The 16,662-nt window shown below is 58.1% G+C and carries 11 protein-coding genes and 1 tRNA gene; 1 reads left to right on the forward strand and 11 read right to left on the reverse strand.

Annotation, left to right across the window (positions count from 1 at the left end):
* Window positions 1-52 precede the first annotated feature (52 nt).
* From ACMLHZ_RS04540 to ACMLHZ_RS04555, 4 genes are read right to left on the reverse strand one after another with little or no spacing between them, the layout of a single operon-like run.
* Window positions 53-1,066: an ABC transporter ATP-binding protein gene (locus tag ACMLHZ_RS04540; RefSeq protein ID WP_418456215.1), complete on the reverse strand. Its 1,014-nt coding sequence runs from the start codon at window positions 1,064-1,066 to the stop codon at window positions 53-55.
* Window positions 1,063-2,067 (reverse strand): ABC transporter ATP-binding protein, encoded by a 1,005-nt coding sequence (locus ACMLHZ_RS04545; RefSeq protein WP_177562753.1) that lies wholly within the window; start codon window positions 2,065-2,067, stop codon window positions 1,063-1,065. Before ACMLHZ_RS04545 ends, ACMLHZ_RS04540 begins: the two co-directional genes overlap by 4 nt.
* 18 nt (window positions 2,068-2,085) lie before the next feature.
* Window positions 2,086-3,132: an ABC transporter permease gene (locus ACMLHZ_RS04550; protein ID WP_418666616.1), complete on the reverse strand. Its 1,047-nt coding sequence runs from the start codon at window positions 3,130-3,132 to the stop codon at window positions 2,086-2,088.
* Window positions 3,133-3,151: 19 nt separating this feature from the next.
* Complete coding sequence (locus ACMLHZ_RS04555) at window positions 3,152-4,069, reverse strand: ABC transporter permease (RefSeq protein ID WP_418666608.1); 918 nt, start codon at window positions 4,067-4,069, stop codon at window positions 3,152-3,154.
* A gap of 405 nt (window positions 4,070-4,474) precedes the next feature.
* Here ACMLHZ_RS04555 and ACMLHZ_RS04560 point away from each other — a divergent pair.
* Window positions 4,475-4,551, forward strand: a tRNA-Arg gene (locus tag ACMLHZ_RS04560).
* 596 nt (window positions 4,552-5,147) lie between these two features.
* On the opposite strand, the gene ACMLHZ_RS04565 is transcribed toward ACMLHZ_RS04560, so the two are convergent.
* From ACMLHZ_RS04565 to ACMLHZ_RS04595, 7 genes are all read right to left on the reverse strand, one after another.
* On the reverse strand, window positions 5,148-6,932 hold the full coding sequence (locus ACMLHZ_RS04565) for an L-fucose isomerase (RefSeq protein ID WP_418666609.1): 1,785 nt from the start codon (window positions 6,930-6,932) through the stop codon (window positions 5,148-5,150).
* A gap of 5 nt (window positions 6,933-6,937) precedes the next feature.
* A complete protein-coding gene (locus ACMLHZ_RS04570) occupies window positions 6,938-8,386 on the reverse strand; it encodes a rhamnulokinase (protein ID WP_418666610.1) in 1,449 nt (482 codons plus the stop codon).
* The gene (gene fucU / locus ACMLHZ_RS04575) at window positions 8,383-8,817 is read right to left on the reverse strand and encodes an L-fucose mutarotase (RefSeq protein ID WP_418666611.1); all 435 of its coding nucleotides are present in this window, start codon (window positions 8,815-8,817) and stop codon (window positions 8,383-8,385) included. The genes ACMLHZ_RS04570 and fucU overlap by 4 nt, the downstream gene beginning before the upstream one ends.
* 12 nt (window positions 8,818-8,829) lie before the next feature.
* Complete coding sequence (locus ACMLHZ_RS04580) at window positions 8,830-9,537, reverse strand: class II aldolase/adducin family protein (RefSeq protein WP_418666612.1); 708 nt, start codon at window positions 9,535-9,537, stop codon at window positions 8,830-8,832.
* A gap of 90 nt (window positions 9,538-9,627) precedes the next feature.
* Window positions 9,628-14,385, reverse strand: a complete 4,758-nt coding sequence (locus ACMLHZ_RS04585; RefSeq protein ID WP_418666613.1) for a hypothetical protein — start codon at window positions 14,383-14,385, stop codon at window positions 9,628-9,630.
* Between the two features lie 53 nt (window positions 14,386-14,438).
* Window positions 14,439-16,430 (reverse strand): DUF5107 domain-containing protein, encoded by a 1,992-nt coding sequence (locus ACMLHZ_RS04590; protein ID WP_418666614.1) that lies wholly within the window; start codon window positions 16,428-16,430, stop codon window positions 14,439-14,441.
* A gap of 29 nt (window positions 16,431-16,459) precedes the next feature.
* Window positions 16,460-16,662 (reverse strand): 1,3-beta-galactosyl-N-acetylhexosamine phosphorylase C-terminal domain-containing protein (locus ACMLHZ_RS04595; protein WP_418666615.1); only part of this gene is annotated, 203 nt, incomplete at its 5' end.

Here is a 16,662-nt window from a genome sequence, read left to right on the forward strand (position 1 = left end):
CCCACAGCCCGGAACTGCCGGCTGCGGGGGCCTTTTGTCTGAAACAAAAGCCTTATTTTACCCGGTCCAGGTGGTGGCAGGCAGCCCAGTGGCCGCTGGCAACCTCCTTGAACGCGGGCGTCTCGGCCGCGCACTGCTCGTCCGCGTAGGGGCAGCGGGTGCGGAACCGGCAGCCGCTGGGCGGGTCCAGGGGGCTGGGCACGTCGCCCTCCAGCACAATCCGCTGCGACTCCCGGGCCGCCTTGGGGTCGGCCACCGGGATCGCCGAGATCAGGCTGCGGGTGTAGGGGTGCACGCTGTGGAAGGTCAGCTCGTAGCTGTCGGCCAGCTCCACCAGCTTGCCCAGATACATCACGCCGATGCGGCTGGAAATGTGCTTCACCACCGAAAGGTCGTGGGCGATAAACAGGTAGGTCAGGCCCATCTCGTTTTGCAGGTCCTCGAACATGTTCACCACCTGCGCCTGAATCGAAACGTCCAGCGCAGAGACCGGCTCGTCGCACACAATGAACTCCGGGTCCACCGCCAGGGCGCGGGCAATGCCCACCCGCTGGCGCTGCCCGCCCGAAAATTCGTGGGGGTAGCGGTTGGCGTGCTCCGAGTTCAGGCCCACCCGTTCCAGCATCGAGATGATGCGGTCGTGGCGTTCCTGGGTGTTTGCGGCCAGCTTGTGAATGTCAATGGCCTCGCCCACAATGTCGCCGATGGTCATGCGGGGGTCCAGCGAGGCATAGGGGTCCTGGAACACGATCTGCATGCGGCGGCGGTAGGGCAGCATATCCACGGCCACCTTTTTCTTCGAGTCCGGCAGCTTGCCGGAGTCAAAGATCACCTGGCCGTCATAAATAATGCGGCCGTCGGTGGGCTCATACAGGCGCAGCAGGGTGCGGCCGGTGGTCGTTTTGCCGCAGCCGGATTCGCCCACAAGGCCCAGGGTTTCGCCCTTGTTGATGTAAAAGCTCACATCGTCCACAGCCTGCACGACCTTGCGCTTTTTGCCCACGCCTCCGGCAGGGAAGTGCTGCTGCAGGTGCTGCACTTCTACCAGCTTTTTCACTTCGCTCATTGGGCGTTCCCTCCTTCGGCCTCAAATTCCGCCTTTTGCAGCAGCCAGCACTGGGTGTAGTGCGTGTCTGAAAGCTCGGTGCGGGGGGGCATCTCCCGCAGGCAGATCTTCATGCAGCTGCGGCAGCGGGGGGCAAAGGGGCAGCCGGCCGGGGGGTTCAGCATGTCCACCGGGCTGCCCTCAATCGGCACCAGGCGCTCCTTCTCTTTTTGGTTGAGCTTGGGGATCGAGTTGATCAGGCCCTTGGTATACTCGTGCTGGGGGTTGTAAAAGATCTCGTCGGTGGTGCCATATTCCACGATCTTGCCGGCATACATCACGGCGATCTTTTCGCACATGTTGGCCACCACCCCAAGGTCATGGGTGATCATGATGATGCTCATGCCCATCTTCTCGCGCAGCTCCATCATCAGCTCCAGGATCTGGGCCTGAATGGTCACGTCCAGCGCGGTGGTGGGCTCGTCGGCGATCAGCAGCTTGGGCTCACAGGCCAGGGCAATGGCGATCATCACCCGCTGGCGCATGCCGCCCGAAAGCTCGTGGGGATACTGCTTCAGGCGCTTTTCAGGCTCGTTGATGCCCACCAGCTCCAGCAGCTCCTTGGCCCGCTCCCGGGCCTGCTTTTTGTCCTTGTCGGTGTGCAGGCGCACCATCTCTTCGATCTGGTTGCCAATGGTGTACACCGGGTTCAGGCTGGTCATGGGGTCCTGGAAGATGATCGAGACCTCTTCGCCCCGCATCTTGCGGAACTCCTTCTCGCTCATCTTTTCCACTTCATGGCCGTTGAAGTGCAGGGTGCCGCCGATCAGCTTGCCGGGGAAGGCGGTCAGGCCCATCAGGCTGTAGGCGGTCACGGATTTGCCCGAGCCGGATTCGCCCACGATGCCCAGCACCTCGCCCTGCTTCATGGAAAACGACACGTCGTTCAGCGCTTTCACCTCGCCCGCCGGGGTGAAAAAGGAGAGGCGCTCGTTTTTGATGTCCAGTAAAATTTCGCTCATTGCCGCTTCTCCTTTCCGTCAGTCCTTCAGTTTGGGGTCAAAGGCGTCCCGCAGGCCGTCGCCCAGCAGGTTAAAGCTCAAAATGATCACGCTGATCAGAATGGCGGGCAAAAACAGCAGGTACGGGTAGGTGTTCATGCCGTTCAGCGCGTCGGTGGCAAGGCTGCCAAGGCTCGGCAGGGGCACCGCCACGCCGATGCCCAAAAAGCTCATAAAGCTCTCGGTAAAGATCGACGAGGGGATCTGCAGGGTGGTGGTCACGATCAGGGTGCCGATGCAGTTGGTCAGCAGGTGTTTTTTGATGATCCGCCCGTTCGAGGCGCCCAGCGCCCGGGCGGCGGTCACATATTCGGCTTCCTTCAGGGCCAGCACCTGGCTGCGCACGATGCGGGCCATGCTCACCCAGTACAGCAGCGCAAACACGATGAAGATCGACACAAGGTTTGGCCCCAGGGTGTTCAGCCATTTAAAGGCCGGCGTTGCGGCCAGCGCCTGCAGGTTGTCCTTCAGCGCAAACGAGATCAATATGATCAGCAGTATATCCGGGATCGTGTAAATAATGTCCGTAATGCGCATCATGATCATATCCACCCAGCCGCCGAAGAAGGCCGAGATCGACCCGTAGATCGACCCGATGATCAAAATCAGGAAGCTCGCCACCAGGCCCACCAGCAGGCTGATGCGGGCGCCCAGCATCAGGCGGATGGCGTAGTCGCGGCCCAGCTTGTCAGTGCCGCAGATGTGGGGGAACACGCTCTCGCCCGCCTCAATGCGCGCAAGCTCTTGCTCCGAGTACTCCATGGGAGCCAGGTTTTCCGAGCCGCGGATCTGGTCCCGGTAGGTGTAGGGGTAGAACGAGGGCACGATGAACGCAAAGATCATGATGATCACGATCACGATCAGGCTCACCATGGCCACCTTGTTTTTGCGGAACCGGCGCATGCCGTCCTTCCAAAAGCTCACGCTCTCCCGCATGACCACCAGCTGCTCCTGCTCGTTTTTGGTGGCGGGCAGAAAGTCCTCCGGGTCCAGCTTGAGCTGAAAGCTCAAAGGATTCTTTTTCATATCCATTGCCGTATCCTCCTCACTTCAGCTTGATGCGCGGGTCGATGAACTTGTACACGATATCGACCACCACGTTTGCGGTAATGACCAGGAACGCCAGGAAGATGGTGGTGCCCATGATCATGGTGTAGTCCCGGTTGGTGATGGCCGAGACGAACTCCTTGCCGAGCCCCGGGATGGTAAAGATCTTTTCCACCACAAAGCTGCCGGTCAGCAGCTGGGCCAGCATCGGGCCCACGTAAGTGACCACCGGCAAAATGGCGTTGCGCAGCGCGTGCTTGAATAGGGTCTTGAAATTCGAAACGCCCTTCGCCTTGGCGGTGCGCATGTAATCCTGGCCCATCACGTCCAAAAGGCTCGAGCGCATCAGCCGGGCTATGTACGCGGTGGGGTAGAACGCCAGGGCGGTCACCGGCATGATGTAGTTCAGCGGCCCGCTCAGGCCGATGGTCGGCAGCCACCCCAGCTTCAGCCCAAACGAATAGATCAGTATCGTACTCGTCACAAAACTCGGCACCGCAATGCCGCAGGTGGCAAAAAAGATGATGGCGTTATCCGCCCACTTGCCCCGGTGATAGGCCGCCAGGCACCCAATGGGGATGCCCACGCACACGGCCACGGCCACGGCCCACAGCGCCAGCCTGGCCGACACGGGGAATTTGGTGGAAATGATCGTGCTCACATCACGGCCGCGCTGCTTCAGGCTGGGCCCCATGTCGCCGTGCATAAGGTCGCTCATGTAAATGCCATACCGCTCCAGGATCGGCTTATCCAGGTTGTACTTTGCCTCCAAAGCCGCCTGTGCCGCGGGGCTGATGGATTTTTCCGCCACGAAGGGGCCGCCCGGCACCGCATTCATGAGGAAAAAGGTGAGGGTTGCCACAATGAACAAGGTCAGCAGCCCCAGGAAGATGCGCTTAATGGCGTATTTGGCCATTCCGTTTCACTCCTTGTCTTGCTTCTTTCCCACCGCCGCAGTCGGGCGGCAAAACGGATGCTCTGTGCGCAGGCGTACACGATTGACCGTGTGCCGCATACAACTTTGCGAAAAAAAGAACGCGGCGGCGCTGGCAAAGTTCACCGTCTGCGTACAGATATAAGGATATGATACTTTATTCTGCTAAATTTGTCAACGTGTTTTGTAAACTTCACAGGATTTTACGCCCCTCCCAGATCCTGCAAAAGCGGGGCTCTGCGCGCCTTTCCCCCATATCTATTATAATAAGGTAGATCCTGGTGGAACATATTGTGCATGTGCATTTTTAATTTCCCGGGCAAAAAAGTTTTTTTCGAAAATCCATTGACAAAACCCCGCCCGAATGATAGTATATACCTTGCACTTGCGCTGGTAGCTCAGTTGGATAGAGTGTTTGGCTACGAACCAAAAGGTCGGGGGTTCGAATCCCTTCCAGCGCACCAACAGCTCCCTGCAGGCTTAAAGCCCGCGGGGGGTTGTTTTTTTATTTTCCAAAAGGAAAACGAATCCAAAAGGTCAGTGGTTCACATGCCCTGTGAAGTGTCAAAGAACGGCTTAGCACTGCGGTTTTGCGGAGCTGCGGTATTTTTGTTTTTGCTAATATCTTTCTGCCTTTTGTTATTTATAGAATGCGTTTTTCGCAAAACTGAGAATTTATTTTTGGTCCGATCGTCGTGAAGAACATTCCTGAAAATTTTGGTTTTGCTAATACAGTTGCTAATATGGAAAATTTCACCCACAAGGTCTTTGCCTTTGTGCAAACCGTGATCTGGCGCACACGAAGCCGCTGCATAGGAACACTTCAGCGAATTCAAAATACCGAAGGAACAGGCTTACTTGAAAAAGGCGCTTTCCCCGCAGATGATGGGGAAAGCGCCTTTTTCTATGTTTCGTCAAATCTTGACGATTTTGGGGATCTATGCGACACGAGCATTTCTATCGCTGAGATTCTTAAAAACCTATCATTTTGCAAACTCAGGTATCGTCATGGCCGTCTCCATCATAGATTTTTGTTTACTTCCCGGCACCTATCTCACATTCAGCGATAAAGTGGCCCGTAGGCTTTGCAAGCGGCATAGTCAGCGGCCTGGGCGTCTTCGGTGCCAAAGCTGGACCAAGCGTGGGGACGGTACACCTTTTCGCTTGGCACGTTATGCATGGTCACGGGGATGCGCAGCATACTGGCCAAGGTAATGAGGTCGGCGCCCACATGACCGTATACGGTCACACCGTGGTTTGCGCCCCAGTTCGCCATCACACTGTACACGTCTCGGAACGCGCCTTCGCCCGTCAGGCGGGGGGCAAACCAGGTGGTGGGCCAGGTGGGGTCGGTGCGCCTGTCGATTGCGTTGTGGATCTGGTCCGGCAGATCGGCCGTCCATCCCTCGGCGAGCTGAAGCACGGGCCCCACGCCCTGCACGATGTTGAAACGCAGCAGGGTCACCGGCATCTCGGCCCGGCAGCGAAAGTGGCTCGAAAAGCCGCCGCCGCGGAAGTATTCATAATCTGCCCGGCACCAGTCGGTGGCCGCAAGGCAGGCGGCGCGGTCGGCCTCGGTCATCTCCCAGAAGGGCTTCATGCAGCCCTCGCCCCCAGCATTTTTGGACGCCCCGCTACCGTCCAGCGCCGTGGCGCCCGAGTTGATGAGGTGGATGAAGCCGTTTTCCGCCACGCCCGCGGGGCGCAGGCCGGTCACCCGCTCACAGGCCTCGGGGCTCCAGTAGGTGCGCACGTCGTGAAAGCAGGGGGCCGTCCCGGAGATCAAGGTGCCCAGCAGCATAGAGACGCCGTTGCAGGTGTCGTTCTCGGTGGCAAAGGGCGTGGGGGCCTTGGGGCCGTTCCAGTCGAAAGTGGAGGCCAGAATGGCCTCGGTGAAGTCCGCGTTGGGCAGCCAGTCGGTCCACTGGCGCTGCCCCTGGAAGCCGCCCGCCACGGCTCCTCGCCCCAGTGCCTCCTCGTGCCAGCCCAGCCCGGCCAATTTTTCGTTGCCGTACAAAATATCGCGCATGACCAACGTCATCTTCACGATGAACTCCCAATCCTTGCCGGCGGGGATCACTTTCGAGCGGGTGATGACCGCCGGCAGCTCCTTGCCGGCGTTTTTGTCAAAGCCCTCGCGGCAGTTGGCCTTCACCCAGGCAAGTGCTTTCTCATACTCCTCTGCGTCGTAGATGCCCAGTGTGATGCGCCGCAGGATCTCCACCTCGTCCACCCACTCGGCGCGCAGGCCCAGGTATTTCTGCAGCACGTCCGCGTCGCAGTAGCTGCCGGCAATGCCCATGGCCACCGCGCCGATATTAACAAACGCCTTGTTCCTCATCCAGCCCAGGGCGACCGCGCCCCGGGCAAAGCGCAAAATTTTCTCCGCCACGTCGGCGGGGATCGAAGCGTCGGTTGCGTCCTGCACGTTGCGGCCATAGATGGAAAAGGCCGGCAAGCCGCGCTGGGCGTGGGCCGCCAGCACGGCGGCCAGATACACCGCGCCGGGGCGCTCGGTGCCGTTGAAGCCCCATACGGCCTTGGCGGTGGCGGGATCCGTGTCGAAGGTCTCGGTGCCATAGCACCAGCAGGGCGTAACCGACAGCGTGCCCACCACGTTCTCGGTGCTGAATTGCTCGGCCACGCGGGCTGCCTCGGCGCCGCCGCCGATAGTAGTGCAGCCAATCACACACTGCACCGGCGTGCCGTCGGGGTATTTGAGGTTTTCCCCGATGAGCTTCGCGGCGCTGCGTGCCATGTTCATCGTCTGGGTCTCCAGGCTCTCGCGCACGCCGCCCCAGCGCCCATCGATCACGGGTCGAATGCCAATCTTGGGATACAACATATCGATCACTCCTTCAAAATATTTCGGTAAGTCCTGTAGGCTACTTCCCACTTCCCCTTATCCGTTGGCTGGTATTGCATGAGCGCCTCGCTCTGCGCGAGCATCCGGCGCCCAGCCGCCAGGTCCGGCAGGGCCCGCAGCGCGACCAGCTGTATGATGAGATTGCCCAGTGCCGTGGCCTCTACGGGCCCCGCCACAACGGTGATACCACAGCTGTCCGCCGCCATTTGGCACAGCAGCTTATCCTTGGCGCCTCCGCCCAGCACATGCAGCGCCTTAAAGTTTATGCCCGTGGCGGCAGTGAGCTGGTCGAGTGCATACCGATACTTGAGTGCCAGGCTCTCATAAATGCAGCGCATAACTTCGCCCACCGAGCTTGGCACGGGCTGCCGGGTGCGGCGGCAGAATTCCTGGACGCGGAGGGGGATGTCGCCTGGGGACGCGAACACTGGCGCGTCCGGATCGATAAAGCTTTGGAAAGGCGGCGCGTCCAGCGCCTGCTTTTCCAGCTCGGCATAGGAATACTCTCGGCCCTGCCGCCGCCACTGCCGCCGGCTCTCTTGGATGAGCCAGAGGCCAATGATGTTTTTTAAGTAGTTGATCCTGCCGTTTGCACCCCTTTCGTTGGAGAGCTCAAGCAGGCGGCTGCGCTGCGTAAGGACGGGCGCGTCCAGCTCGCAGCCCAAAAGGCTCCAGGTTCCGCAGGATAAAAAAGCCGTATTTCCTTCGTTGGTGGGCAGCGCTGCCACGGCGCACTGGGTATCATGCCCCGCCGCCGCGATCACCTTTGCCGTGCCGCCGTTACAGACTGCGGTGCCGATAACAGTTCCGCTTTTCACGGGCCGTGCGAACAGGGTCTGGGGGATGGCGAAAGCGTTCAGCACCGGCAGGCTCCACACCTGGGAATCCGGGTTCAACATCTGACTGGTGGAGGCGATGCTCGTCTCGCACACGGCTTCGCCGCACAACCGCCAGGCGAATAAATCCGGCATGAACAGCAGCGTCTTTGCCCGCGCCCATAACTCCGGCTGCTTTTTTTGCACGGCCAGCAACTGGAACAGCGTGTTGATAGCCATGATCTGATTGCCCGTATAGGCGTAAAGGCAGTCTGCCGGGATTTGCGCCAACGCCGCTTCCACCATGCCCTGCGTGCGCGCATCCCGGTAGTGTACCGGTGGGCCCAACATGCGTCCCTCACTGTCCAGCAGCCCGAAATCCACCCCCCAGGTATCAAAGGCCAGGCTGTCTACCGGTCCTGCCTTGCAAATCCCCTTTTGCACCTCGGAAAAAAGTGTGTCAAAGTCCCAGCACAGCGCGCCGCCCCGCTCCACCGGCAGGTTTTCAAAGCGGTGCACTTCCTGATAGCGCAGTTTTCCCTCTAAGTAGGTGCCCAGCACTGCGCGTCCGGACGACGCGCCCAGATCAAAAGCCAGCACGGCTCTTTTTCCTCTCATCGCACCACGCCCTTTTTTAGCAGGATGTTTGCATAGATGGCAGTCTCGCCCGTGGCAACGATTACCCGTGCCTTTTTGGCCCGCTCGTAAAAGGCAAAGCGTTCGATCCACTCAACACCACAGTGCTGCGGCTCATACTTTTGCAGGATCTTCAGATACGTGGCCCAAATTTCCGGCTTTACGGGGTCACCAGGCACCACCTCCATCAGAGCTGCCGGATTTTCGGAATATTGATCCAATGGCATCAGACGCAACACTGCGTCCAAAAGTTCCGGCACACCGTGGCCGTCGGCACGCACCACAACGGCATCCCGTCCCACACTCTCGGCCGGAAAATTGCCGTCCGCCAGAACCATCTCATCGCCGTGCCCCATCTCTGCCAGCGCTTTCAAAAGCGCCGGTGACAGGACGGGCGGGATATCTTTCAGCATATCCTCATCTCCTTATATGTCTGTGGGCGCGTCCTCTTCCCGCTCCGGATATTTTTTATAGCCGGGATGGCGGCCCGTCACCCCATAGTAGTCACGCAGGGCAATCAGTTTGTCGATATTTTCCCGGCTGATGTCGCGGCTTCCGCCCAGCAGGATCGCGTTGATGGTGATCTTCGCCCAAAGTTCCAGGCTCTCCATGCGATAAAAGGCCGTCAGCACATCGCTGCCTACGGCCAAGGCCCCGTGGTTTTCCAGCAGCATCACGTCGTGCTCCTGCAAATAGGGTTCGATGGCGTTTGGCACCTCGGCGGTGCTGGGGGTGCCATAGGGTGTCAGCGGCACACTGCCGAGCACGGCCACGTCCTCAATCATGTTGTACATGTCCATGGGCCGGTGCGCCACCGCAAAGCCTGTGGCTCCCGGAGGATGGGCGTGAAGTACGCTGCCCACGTCCGGCCGCTTTTCATAGCAGCGCAGGTGCATCTTGATCTCGCTGGAGGGCCGCAGGTCTCCCGCCGCTTCCAGCACGCGGCCCTGGGCGTCAATGCGGATCAGCTTTTCCGGTGTGATGAAGCTTTTGCTCATGCCTGTGGGGGTACACAGGATGCTGCCGTCCGAAAGGCGCGCCGACACATTGCCGTCGTTGGCCGCCACCCAGCCAAGCTGCCACATCTTGTGGCAGACATCGCATATTTGCTCTTTCAACGATTCGGGTCCCATCAAAAACCTCCTATCGGATACCGCCGCAGAATCATTCTGCGGCGGTATCCGGTTTATTTACAAATCACATTGGACGGGGAGGAAAATCAGTTACGATGCGGCGGAAGTGCTGCTCAAAAGCGTCGCTTCCCTGAGTTTTAAATGATCGGAACTGACGGCGTTGGTGAACGCAAGATTTATTGTGTGGGTCTCGGCAATCGGTGAAAGTGTGTAGGCTGTACCGCTTGCAGCAGGGCCGCTGTACAGCACCCGGCCATTCTCATCCGTAATCCGTACTTCAAGCGTTTTACCGGCGGTATCCAGGCTGTAATCAAGCTGGAAAGAAGCCAGGCTGCGCGGGCCGGCAAGTTCGAAGTGCAGCACCGGGCTCGCGTCCGAGGCGGCAGGCATCCAATAGGTGTCCTCCACGCCGTCGGCGGCAAAGCCGCTGATCACGAAACGATGATAGCGCAGATACCGCGCGTCGCCCTCTTTCAGCATGGCGCCGGTGAGGTTTTTCAGTAAGGCATCGTTTCCGGTTGCCCAGGTATCACTCTCGCTGCCGGTCAAGTCGCCTTTTTTTATGTACAGATCTTCCGAGGCCACCGGCTTTCCCTTGGCATCCTCCTTCCAGGAAGCGCGCTGCTGATTCGAGCTCGCCGTAACCTTGGCGGTCAGCGCCAAATTTTCAACGGCATCCGCCGGCCGCGCCGCGCCCGTGTAGTCCAATACATAGCCCACGCCGGCATCGGCCTGGAAAGATATCTGTCCGGCCGTTTTGCTCAACTCGTCCACAAAGACCCGCCCGCTTTCCGTGAGCCGATACAGCTTAAAGTTTTGGGCAGAAACATCGGCGGGGATATCCCACGTTTTTGCACCACCGGCAGAGCTGTAAGCAAAAATGCGTTTGGAAGCGTCATGATAGGCCGGTACAAAACAGTCGCCTGTGATCCTGCCGTTTGCAAGTTTGAGCAAGGCAACCGTTTTTCCGTTTTTCGTGACCGTCAGTGTATTCCCGCTGACCCGGTATTGCACGCCGTCACCCCACTGCGTGAACTGCCCGGCTGCATCGGTACCATAAGACAAGAGGCCGTGCTGTGCCACAAATCCATTTACGTAACCCAGCAGGAACAGTTCCTCCACCTGATCCAGCGCGGCAGCATTGCCGGCGCCGGTGCTTGCTACGTTCAGGTTGCCGTCACGGTAGGTATCACTGTACAGACTGGCCCAAATATAATCCTGAGCCTGAACGTTTACGTTTCTCGTGTCGTTAAAAATCGTTTGCCCGGCATTGATGAACTGATCTACAAGGCTGGGGCTGGAATAGTTTTTCATCAGGAATAAGCCGCCGGTACGTTTCTCTGAATAATAATATTCCGTGGCAAGGGAACTGCCAAGCGTACGATAGTGATCGGTCAACCGGAACTTTGCGTATTGCTCGTCGGCAGCCGTTGTTCCAAGCTGGCTGGCCGGTTTGTCCAGCATCACATCAGAATACAAAAATTGCGGAGCAAGAAAACGTCCGCCGGCGCCAATAAATGCATCCTGCCGGTTCAGCGCATAGGGCAGGTCCTTGAAGTGGCTGATGAACCAGGCGTTCCACCCAAACACGTTGGAGCCATACGATCTCTGGTTTGTATTGGAGGAACCATTGCCATAAGGGCTTTGTGCCGTATTCCGCAGATAGGAGGCACTGTTATCCGTCATATCGCTCATATTGGTATGGAAGCTCAAATCTCCCCCGTATTGCTGGATCGCGGTTTGTGCCGCCCGGAAGTTGGCCTCCGTTCCCAAGGCGGGGTTAAACGTGACCTCGTTGATATTCGGCCAGCCATAGTCGTGCCCGCGGCCATTCCAGCCCACGACTTCCATCGTGAATTTACCCATCCCGTCGGTCAAATGATAGATTTGCCGTTGTACCTCCAGCAGCTGGTCAATCGTTGAATAAACGGTGGTAAAGCCTTTATAATTGCCTACATAACCCGCCTGGCCGTTGCCGGGGAAGGCCGCGTGAGTCTGAGCCCAGCCTCCGCCGTTAAAGAAGTTGCGCACGCTCTGTGGCATTTGTGGGATCTGTGTGCGGGTCCAAAGGGCGGCGTCCTGCCAGTCCACTGTGCCATTGCCGTTTGCATCGGCACATAAATATACGGTCTGCCGATAGATAATTTCGGTCGTAAGTCCGTTCTCTGCGTCCTTGATGGGGCGCACGCCATCTGCCATGCGATGATAGTACCCGTCGGACCATATTTCTCCGTTGCCCCCACTGATTTTGACCGTATAAGGGCGGTTCCACTGGTCCTGCGTATATACGGCGGCTGCGGCATGACTGCTTGCGAGGAACGGCCAGCTGACACTGCCCGTGTTCAGTGAACCGCCGCTGATCGCTTTTACTCCGCTACCGCCGTTCCCGTTTACGCCGCCATAAGCGATTTTGGCATCCGGTTCGGAGCCTGCCAGCGTAATGACCGGCGCGTCCAAGGTGATCTGAAAACGCTGATTTTCCACATCGCCCGTCACATTGCCGATCGTCATGGCAAGCTCACTACCGGACAGCGTATAACGGACATCAAACGAAACGGCTTTTGTTTCAGTACCAACCGATACACCGGATATTTCCACATGATACTGCACGGCCTTGTTTGCCGGTTCGGAGGTGACAGTCACATTCTGCGGGGTATACGCGCTCCCATTGATTTTTACAGTGTTTTGCGTTAATGCCGCGCCGCCAAACACCGTATCATTCCCTTTCAGGCGATAACGATATACCGTAGGGAAGGCCTTGTTCAGTTCGATGCGAACATCGGTGTTCTCCAGCACCATCAACTGACCCGCCGCCGTCGTCACTTTAATCTGATATTGCGTAGAGACGCCGCCGGCTGTAACTGTATAAGGCAGGCCGTTTTGCTGCGCCTCCTGTGTGGAAAAATCCTGTGGCCCGGCGGGTGATATCACGGCGCTCTGGGGAAAGGCGGTCAGCGCCGGAGTATAATGGGCCAGATCAGTGCCTTCCGGCTCGACGAAAGTCACGGCCGTCCCGGTTATAGTGCCGGTCGTTCCGACTTCCGTTAAAAAAGGCGCAAACGGCTCGAAGCGCAGGTTATCAAAGGCGGTGCCGGTGTGATCCCAGCCCATCATACCGATTTTTCCCTGGCCTGCGGGCTGCGCGGTGTTTTCTTTTTTGTGCGGCCTCGGGCCCTGATAGAGAAGTACATCTCCTGCATAAATCGCCAGTTCATCTTCAAAATAAGCGGCTTTCAGCGTGAATTTGCTTCCGGGAAGCGTAATGGATTCGATGATATCTTTCTCTGTACCGCCAAGGCACTCACGGATGCGCAGTGAATTGCTGCTCTGTATGCCAACCCAGGTGTAGTTCTGCCCGTCCTGCGCCCGCAGCAAAAGGCCTGTGCGCCATTGACTGGCATTCTCACTGTAGTCGACAGCGGCAAAGCCGCTTTCTGCGCTGGGGCTATTGGTGTCCATCCAAAGATGATTTCCTGAGCCTGTATTCGTCGTGCTGTATACTTGTCCATTCGTGTGTGTCATTTTTATACCGCTCGCATCGGAATGGATGTCCTGAAGGCTATCGATCAGTGTTTGATTATTGCTGCCGTCGAATGGGTTCAGGTAGCTGCCGGCCGCCATTCTGGAGGCAGACACATGATAAACGCGGCTTCCTCCCTGCGCCAGCGACAAGGTGTAGTCCACCGTTTTGCCCAGCAGGTCCTGTGCCCCGGTGGGGGAGGCGGTCGCCCCTTGGGGAGATGTCTCGAAATTCAGGACGAGGCTCGACAGATCGGTGTCCGCAGCAAAAACCAAACGGATCGCCGAACCATCTACGGTCGATTCAATCAAGCCTGCCGCCGATACGCCCGTCACGGTGGGGGCATACTCGCAAACATATAAATTGTCAAAATCGACATTGAATATGCTCCATCCCACAAGCCCGCATTTGCCTTCGGCGGGCGCGTTGGCGGAAGCAGCATATTTATTTACCAGTGGGCGCACACCGTCATAGATGGAAGTCCCGTCAATAAGGATCTTCAAATTATCTTGCCAGTATTCCACCTGCAAAGTAAATTGCTGGGGAATGCTTTTCCCGTTGAGCAGGATATCACTTTCCTGACCGCCGGTTTTTTCACGGATGCGCAGTGTGCCGCTGTTATCAAAACCGACCCAGCTGTAAGTGTCCGCATCCACAGCCCGGAACATGACCCCGCAGCGATATGCGCTGCCAGTGCTGATGTCAACGGCTACAACGCCGTTGCACACGCTGCGCTCCTGTGTGCTGTAAAGGAACAGTGCGTCGCCGCCGCTGCCCTCGGCATGGGCCGTCTGCGCTGCTCCCAACGACAAGGTACGGCCTCCCCCCAAAAGGTCCGTAAAGTTTGTCAGGGAAGTGGCATCGTTGAAAGCCTGATGGGAAATCACATTGCCGGCCGCGCCGCCCGGGGTCCCGGACGCAAGAGCAAAAACGACCGGAGGGCTTTGAGGTGCAGGCTGCCCTGCGGGCGCAGCCGTTTCGGGCAGCGTGCTGCTATCCGGTAAAACAGACTCTTGCGGGGAGACGCTGTGGGGCTCTGAAGATACCGGAACAGGGTCCTGGGCAATACTGGTGGGTTCAGCTTCGCCGACCGGCGGCAGCGAGTCCGCCGAGGAAGCTTCATCCACTTCCGGCATCACAGATTCCGTCGTCTCTGCGGGCACAGGGTCAGTGGCCGCAACAACATTCCCCTCGGCCCCCAAAGAGTCTCCCGGCGGCTGCAGCTGCTGTGCGTAAGCAAGGGGTGTTGCGGAAAAGAGAAATGCCGTTGTCAGGGTGACGCTGAGAAGGCTTGCACACAACTTTGTAAGCATGGACTTCTTTTTCATCTTGGTCTCCTTTCATATTCCGGACGGTTTTTATGAAAATTTACCGAAAGCTTTTATGCTTTTGTGGCAAAGCTTTTTTCACTGATTTTCGGGTCGTGTGTCCTGAAATGGAAGCGATGTGGGATGCCGGTCTTTCTGTCATAGACCTTTTCGTAAAGCTCACAGTAGAGCTCGTCGACCAGGGCCTCTCCCTCCCGGATGTCGGCGAGTTCCAGCCCGCCGTCCTGCGTCAGCAAGGCGAACGCCTCCTCATACCGCCCCAGGACCTTCAGCGCAAGGATATAATCGAAGCGGATGCGCGTGTCTTCTTGAATCTGTTGGGGAAGGCATGGGTAAAGCACGGCCAATTCGGAACAGGCCCTTGCCTGCAGTAGGATGCGGCAGGCCTCCTTGCAGTAGGAAAGGTCGGTTTGACGCAGCGCAAGGCCCTGTGCCGCCTGCTTGGCTGCCAAAGCGGGGCGTTGCCCGCCCAGATAGACTGCTGCCAACGCATGGCGCGCCCACGCGCTGTCTGCCATCGCGAGGCTGTGGACCAGGCAGTTCTCCGCGCGCTGCATATCGCCCCGCACAAACCATCCCAGGCCCAACTGATACAAAACATACCAGTTAGCTTTCTCCTCGCACGCGGCTGCCGCCTGCAACAGGCCGAAAAAGCAGTCGTCAATCATAAAAGCGTCCGGGGCCTGCTCCGGGCAGGGCGCTTCCAACAAACCAGTGCGCACGAATTGCTCCCAGCGGTGTGTTTTTTCATCGCAGGCGCCAAAGTCGAGCCAGGGGGGCAATCGCCCTTCTCCTTGGCTTTCGCGGCACACATTGGCCAATGCGCCGAAGCTGCTGCCGTGCTGCACAACCGTCCCCGGGGTTTTTGCCAAAGCTTTCGTGTCCGCCAATACCCGCTGCGGATGGCGTTTTTCCATCTCTTGGGCCACAAGCTCGGTTGCCTGCGCAATAAATGCATCAAAGGGCAGCAGGATCTGCTCTTTGGCAAGCTGCACCGGCCCGTATTGCTCAAGCCATTCCCACGCGGTATGGGCGGGCATGGGCACGCAGCCGAACTGTGTTTTGCCAAGACCCGCCTGTATCTCGATGTACGGCCCCCCGTTTTCCGTCAGGAATTCCTGCCAGCGGGCGGAGCCGTCCGAATGTCCCCAGGTAAACAGCTTGCGCCCCCGCAGGCGCTCGGTAGAGAGCTGCATTAAGCCGTAGCCGGCTGCGTCCACGTGCAAAATATACTTTTCCGCGGTTTTGGGGATGTTAAAGAAATAATCGTCCGAGAGCGGGATATCGTTGTAGCGGGTCACGTCCAGGCCGTCCGCCTGGGGCAGCGCCGTTTTGTATACGCTCTCTGCGCCATTGGTATAGGCTTCTTTTGCATTGACGGCAATCCGGCCGCCTTTGTGTTCCGGCACGGCGATATTGCTCCACCAGTACATGGGCACCGTGTCGGACGATGAATTGTCGATACGGATGCGGCAATTGAGAAAACAGTCGTCCGCTCCCAGCCAGAAATCCATCTGGTAAGTCACGCCGCGCACGCGCTCATATTCGTACATGCGCAGCATCGGCGCGTTGCCGGGCCCACGCAGCGTCGCGGTAAAGAGCGGCTCCGCCGTGTGTGGGGAGTGCCCAATCACGCCGATATTCCACTCCACGCCGCCGGAAAACCAAGCGTTGCACAACGCCAGGTTGCTGGGGCGGATCACATCGTTCGTATAAAGCAGATCTCGCCCGGTGCTTTTATCCACAAGCTTCCACAATCTGCCGCCAAATTCCGGGAGGAACGTTGCCTGGATATAGTCGTTTTCCAGCACGGCCGTTTTTACCTTGCCCGCATGCACCGCGCGGGTATAGCAATTCCTCTGCGGGTAAGGAAAAGACGTTCGCCGCTGCCCGTACCCTTCAAAGAGTTCATCATCGTCGTCCAAATCGAACCGGGTTCGGTTCTGCACATTGATCTCACCCAGCAAATCGGGAATCGTTGCGGCGGGGCCGAAATCCCCGATCAGAGTGTCCAGAGATGAAAACGTCAGGGATGGCTCCATCATTATATTCTCCTTTGGCAAAACCGGCGGTATCAGCCGATCTCGTACCATTTGATCTCGTTTGCCTCCATGGCCAGCTCAAAGCAGCTGCCATCGCCTTTGTACACGGTGGTAAGCTGGGGCTCGTAGGTGTTGTTCACCACGCAGTACTTGCCGTTTTTCACGTAGGCGTGCACTTCCACATTAAAGTTCGAGCTGAACCACCTGTGCAGCTCTTCTTCCGCGCGGGCCGCCC

Origin of the sequence: Allofournierella sp. (assembly GCF_048388525.1) — a bacterium.
Lineage (GTDB): Bacteria > Bacillota > Clostridia > Oscillospirales > Ruminococcaceae > BQOK01.

What these genes read in the sequence shown, in the direction of transcription:
- ACMLHZ_RS04540 (WP_418456215.1), bottom strand. Translation starts at nt 1,066, where the DNA reads ATGAGCGAAGTGAAAAAGCTGGTAGAAGTGCAGCACCTGCAGCAGCAC.
- ACMLHZ_RS04545 (WP_177562753.1), bottom strand. Translation starts at nt 2,067, where the DNA reads ATGAGCGAAATTTTACTGGACATCAAAAACGAGCGCCTCTCCTTTTTC.
- ACMLHZ_RS04550 (WP_418666616.1), bottom strand. Translation starts at nt 3,132, where the DNA reads ATGAAAAAGAATCCTTTGAGCTTTCAGCTCAAGCTGGACCCGGAGGAC.
- ACMLHZ_RS04555 (WP_418666608.1), bottom strand. Translation starts at nt 4,069, where the DNA reads ATGGCCAAATACGCCATTAAGCGCATCTTCCTGGGGCTGCTGACCTTG.
- ACMLHZ_RS04565 (WP_418666609.1), bottom strand. Translation starts at nt 6,932, where the DNA reads ATGTTGTATCCCAAGATTGGCATTCGACCCGTGATCGATGGGCGCTGG.
- ACMLHZ_RS04570 (WP_418666610.1), bottom strand. Translation starts at nt 8,386, where the DNA reads ATGAGAGGAAAAAGAGCCGTGCTGGCTTTTGATCTGGGCGCGTCGTCC.
- fucU (WP_418666611.1), bottom strand. Translation starts at nt 8,817, where the DNA reads ATGCTGAAAGATATCCCGCCCGTCCTGTCACCGGCGCTTTTGAAAGCG.
- ACMLHZ_RS04580 (WP_418666612.1), bottom strand. Translation starts at nt 9,537, where the DNA reads ATGGGACCCGAATCGTTGAAAGAGCAAATATGCGATGTCTGCCACAAG.
- ACMLHZ_RS04585 (WP_418666613.1), bottom strand. Translation starts at nt 14,385, where the DNA reads ATGAAAAAGAAGTCCATGCTTACAAAGTTGTGTGCAAGCCTTCTCAGC.
- ACMLHZ_RS04590 (WP_418666614.1), bottom strand. Translation starts at nt 16,430, where the DNA reads ATGATGGAGCCATCCCTGACGTTTTCATCTCTGGACACTCTGATCGGG.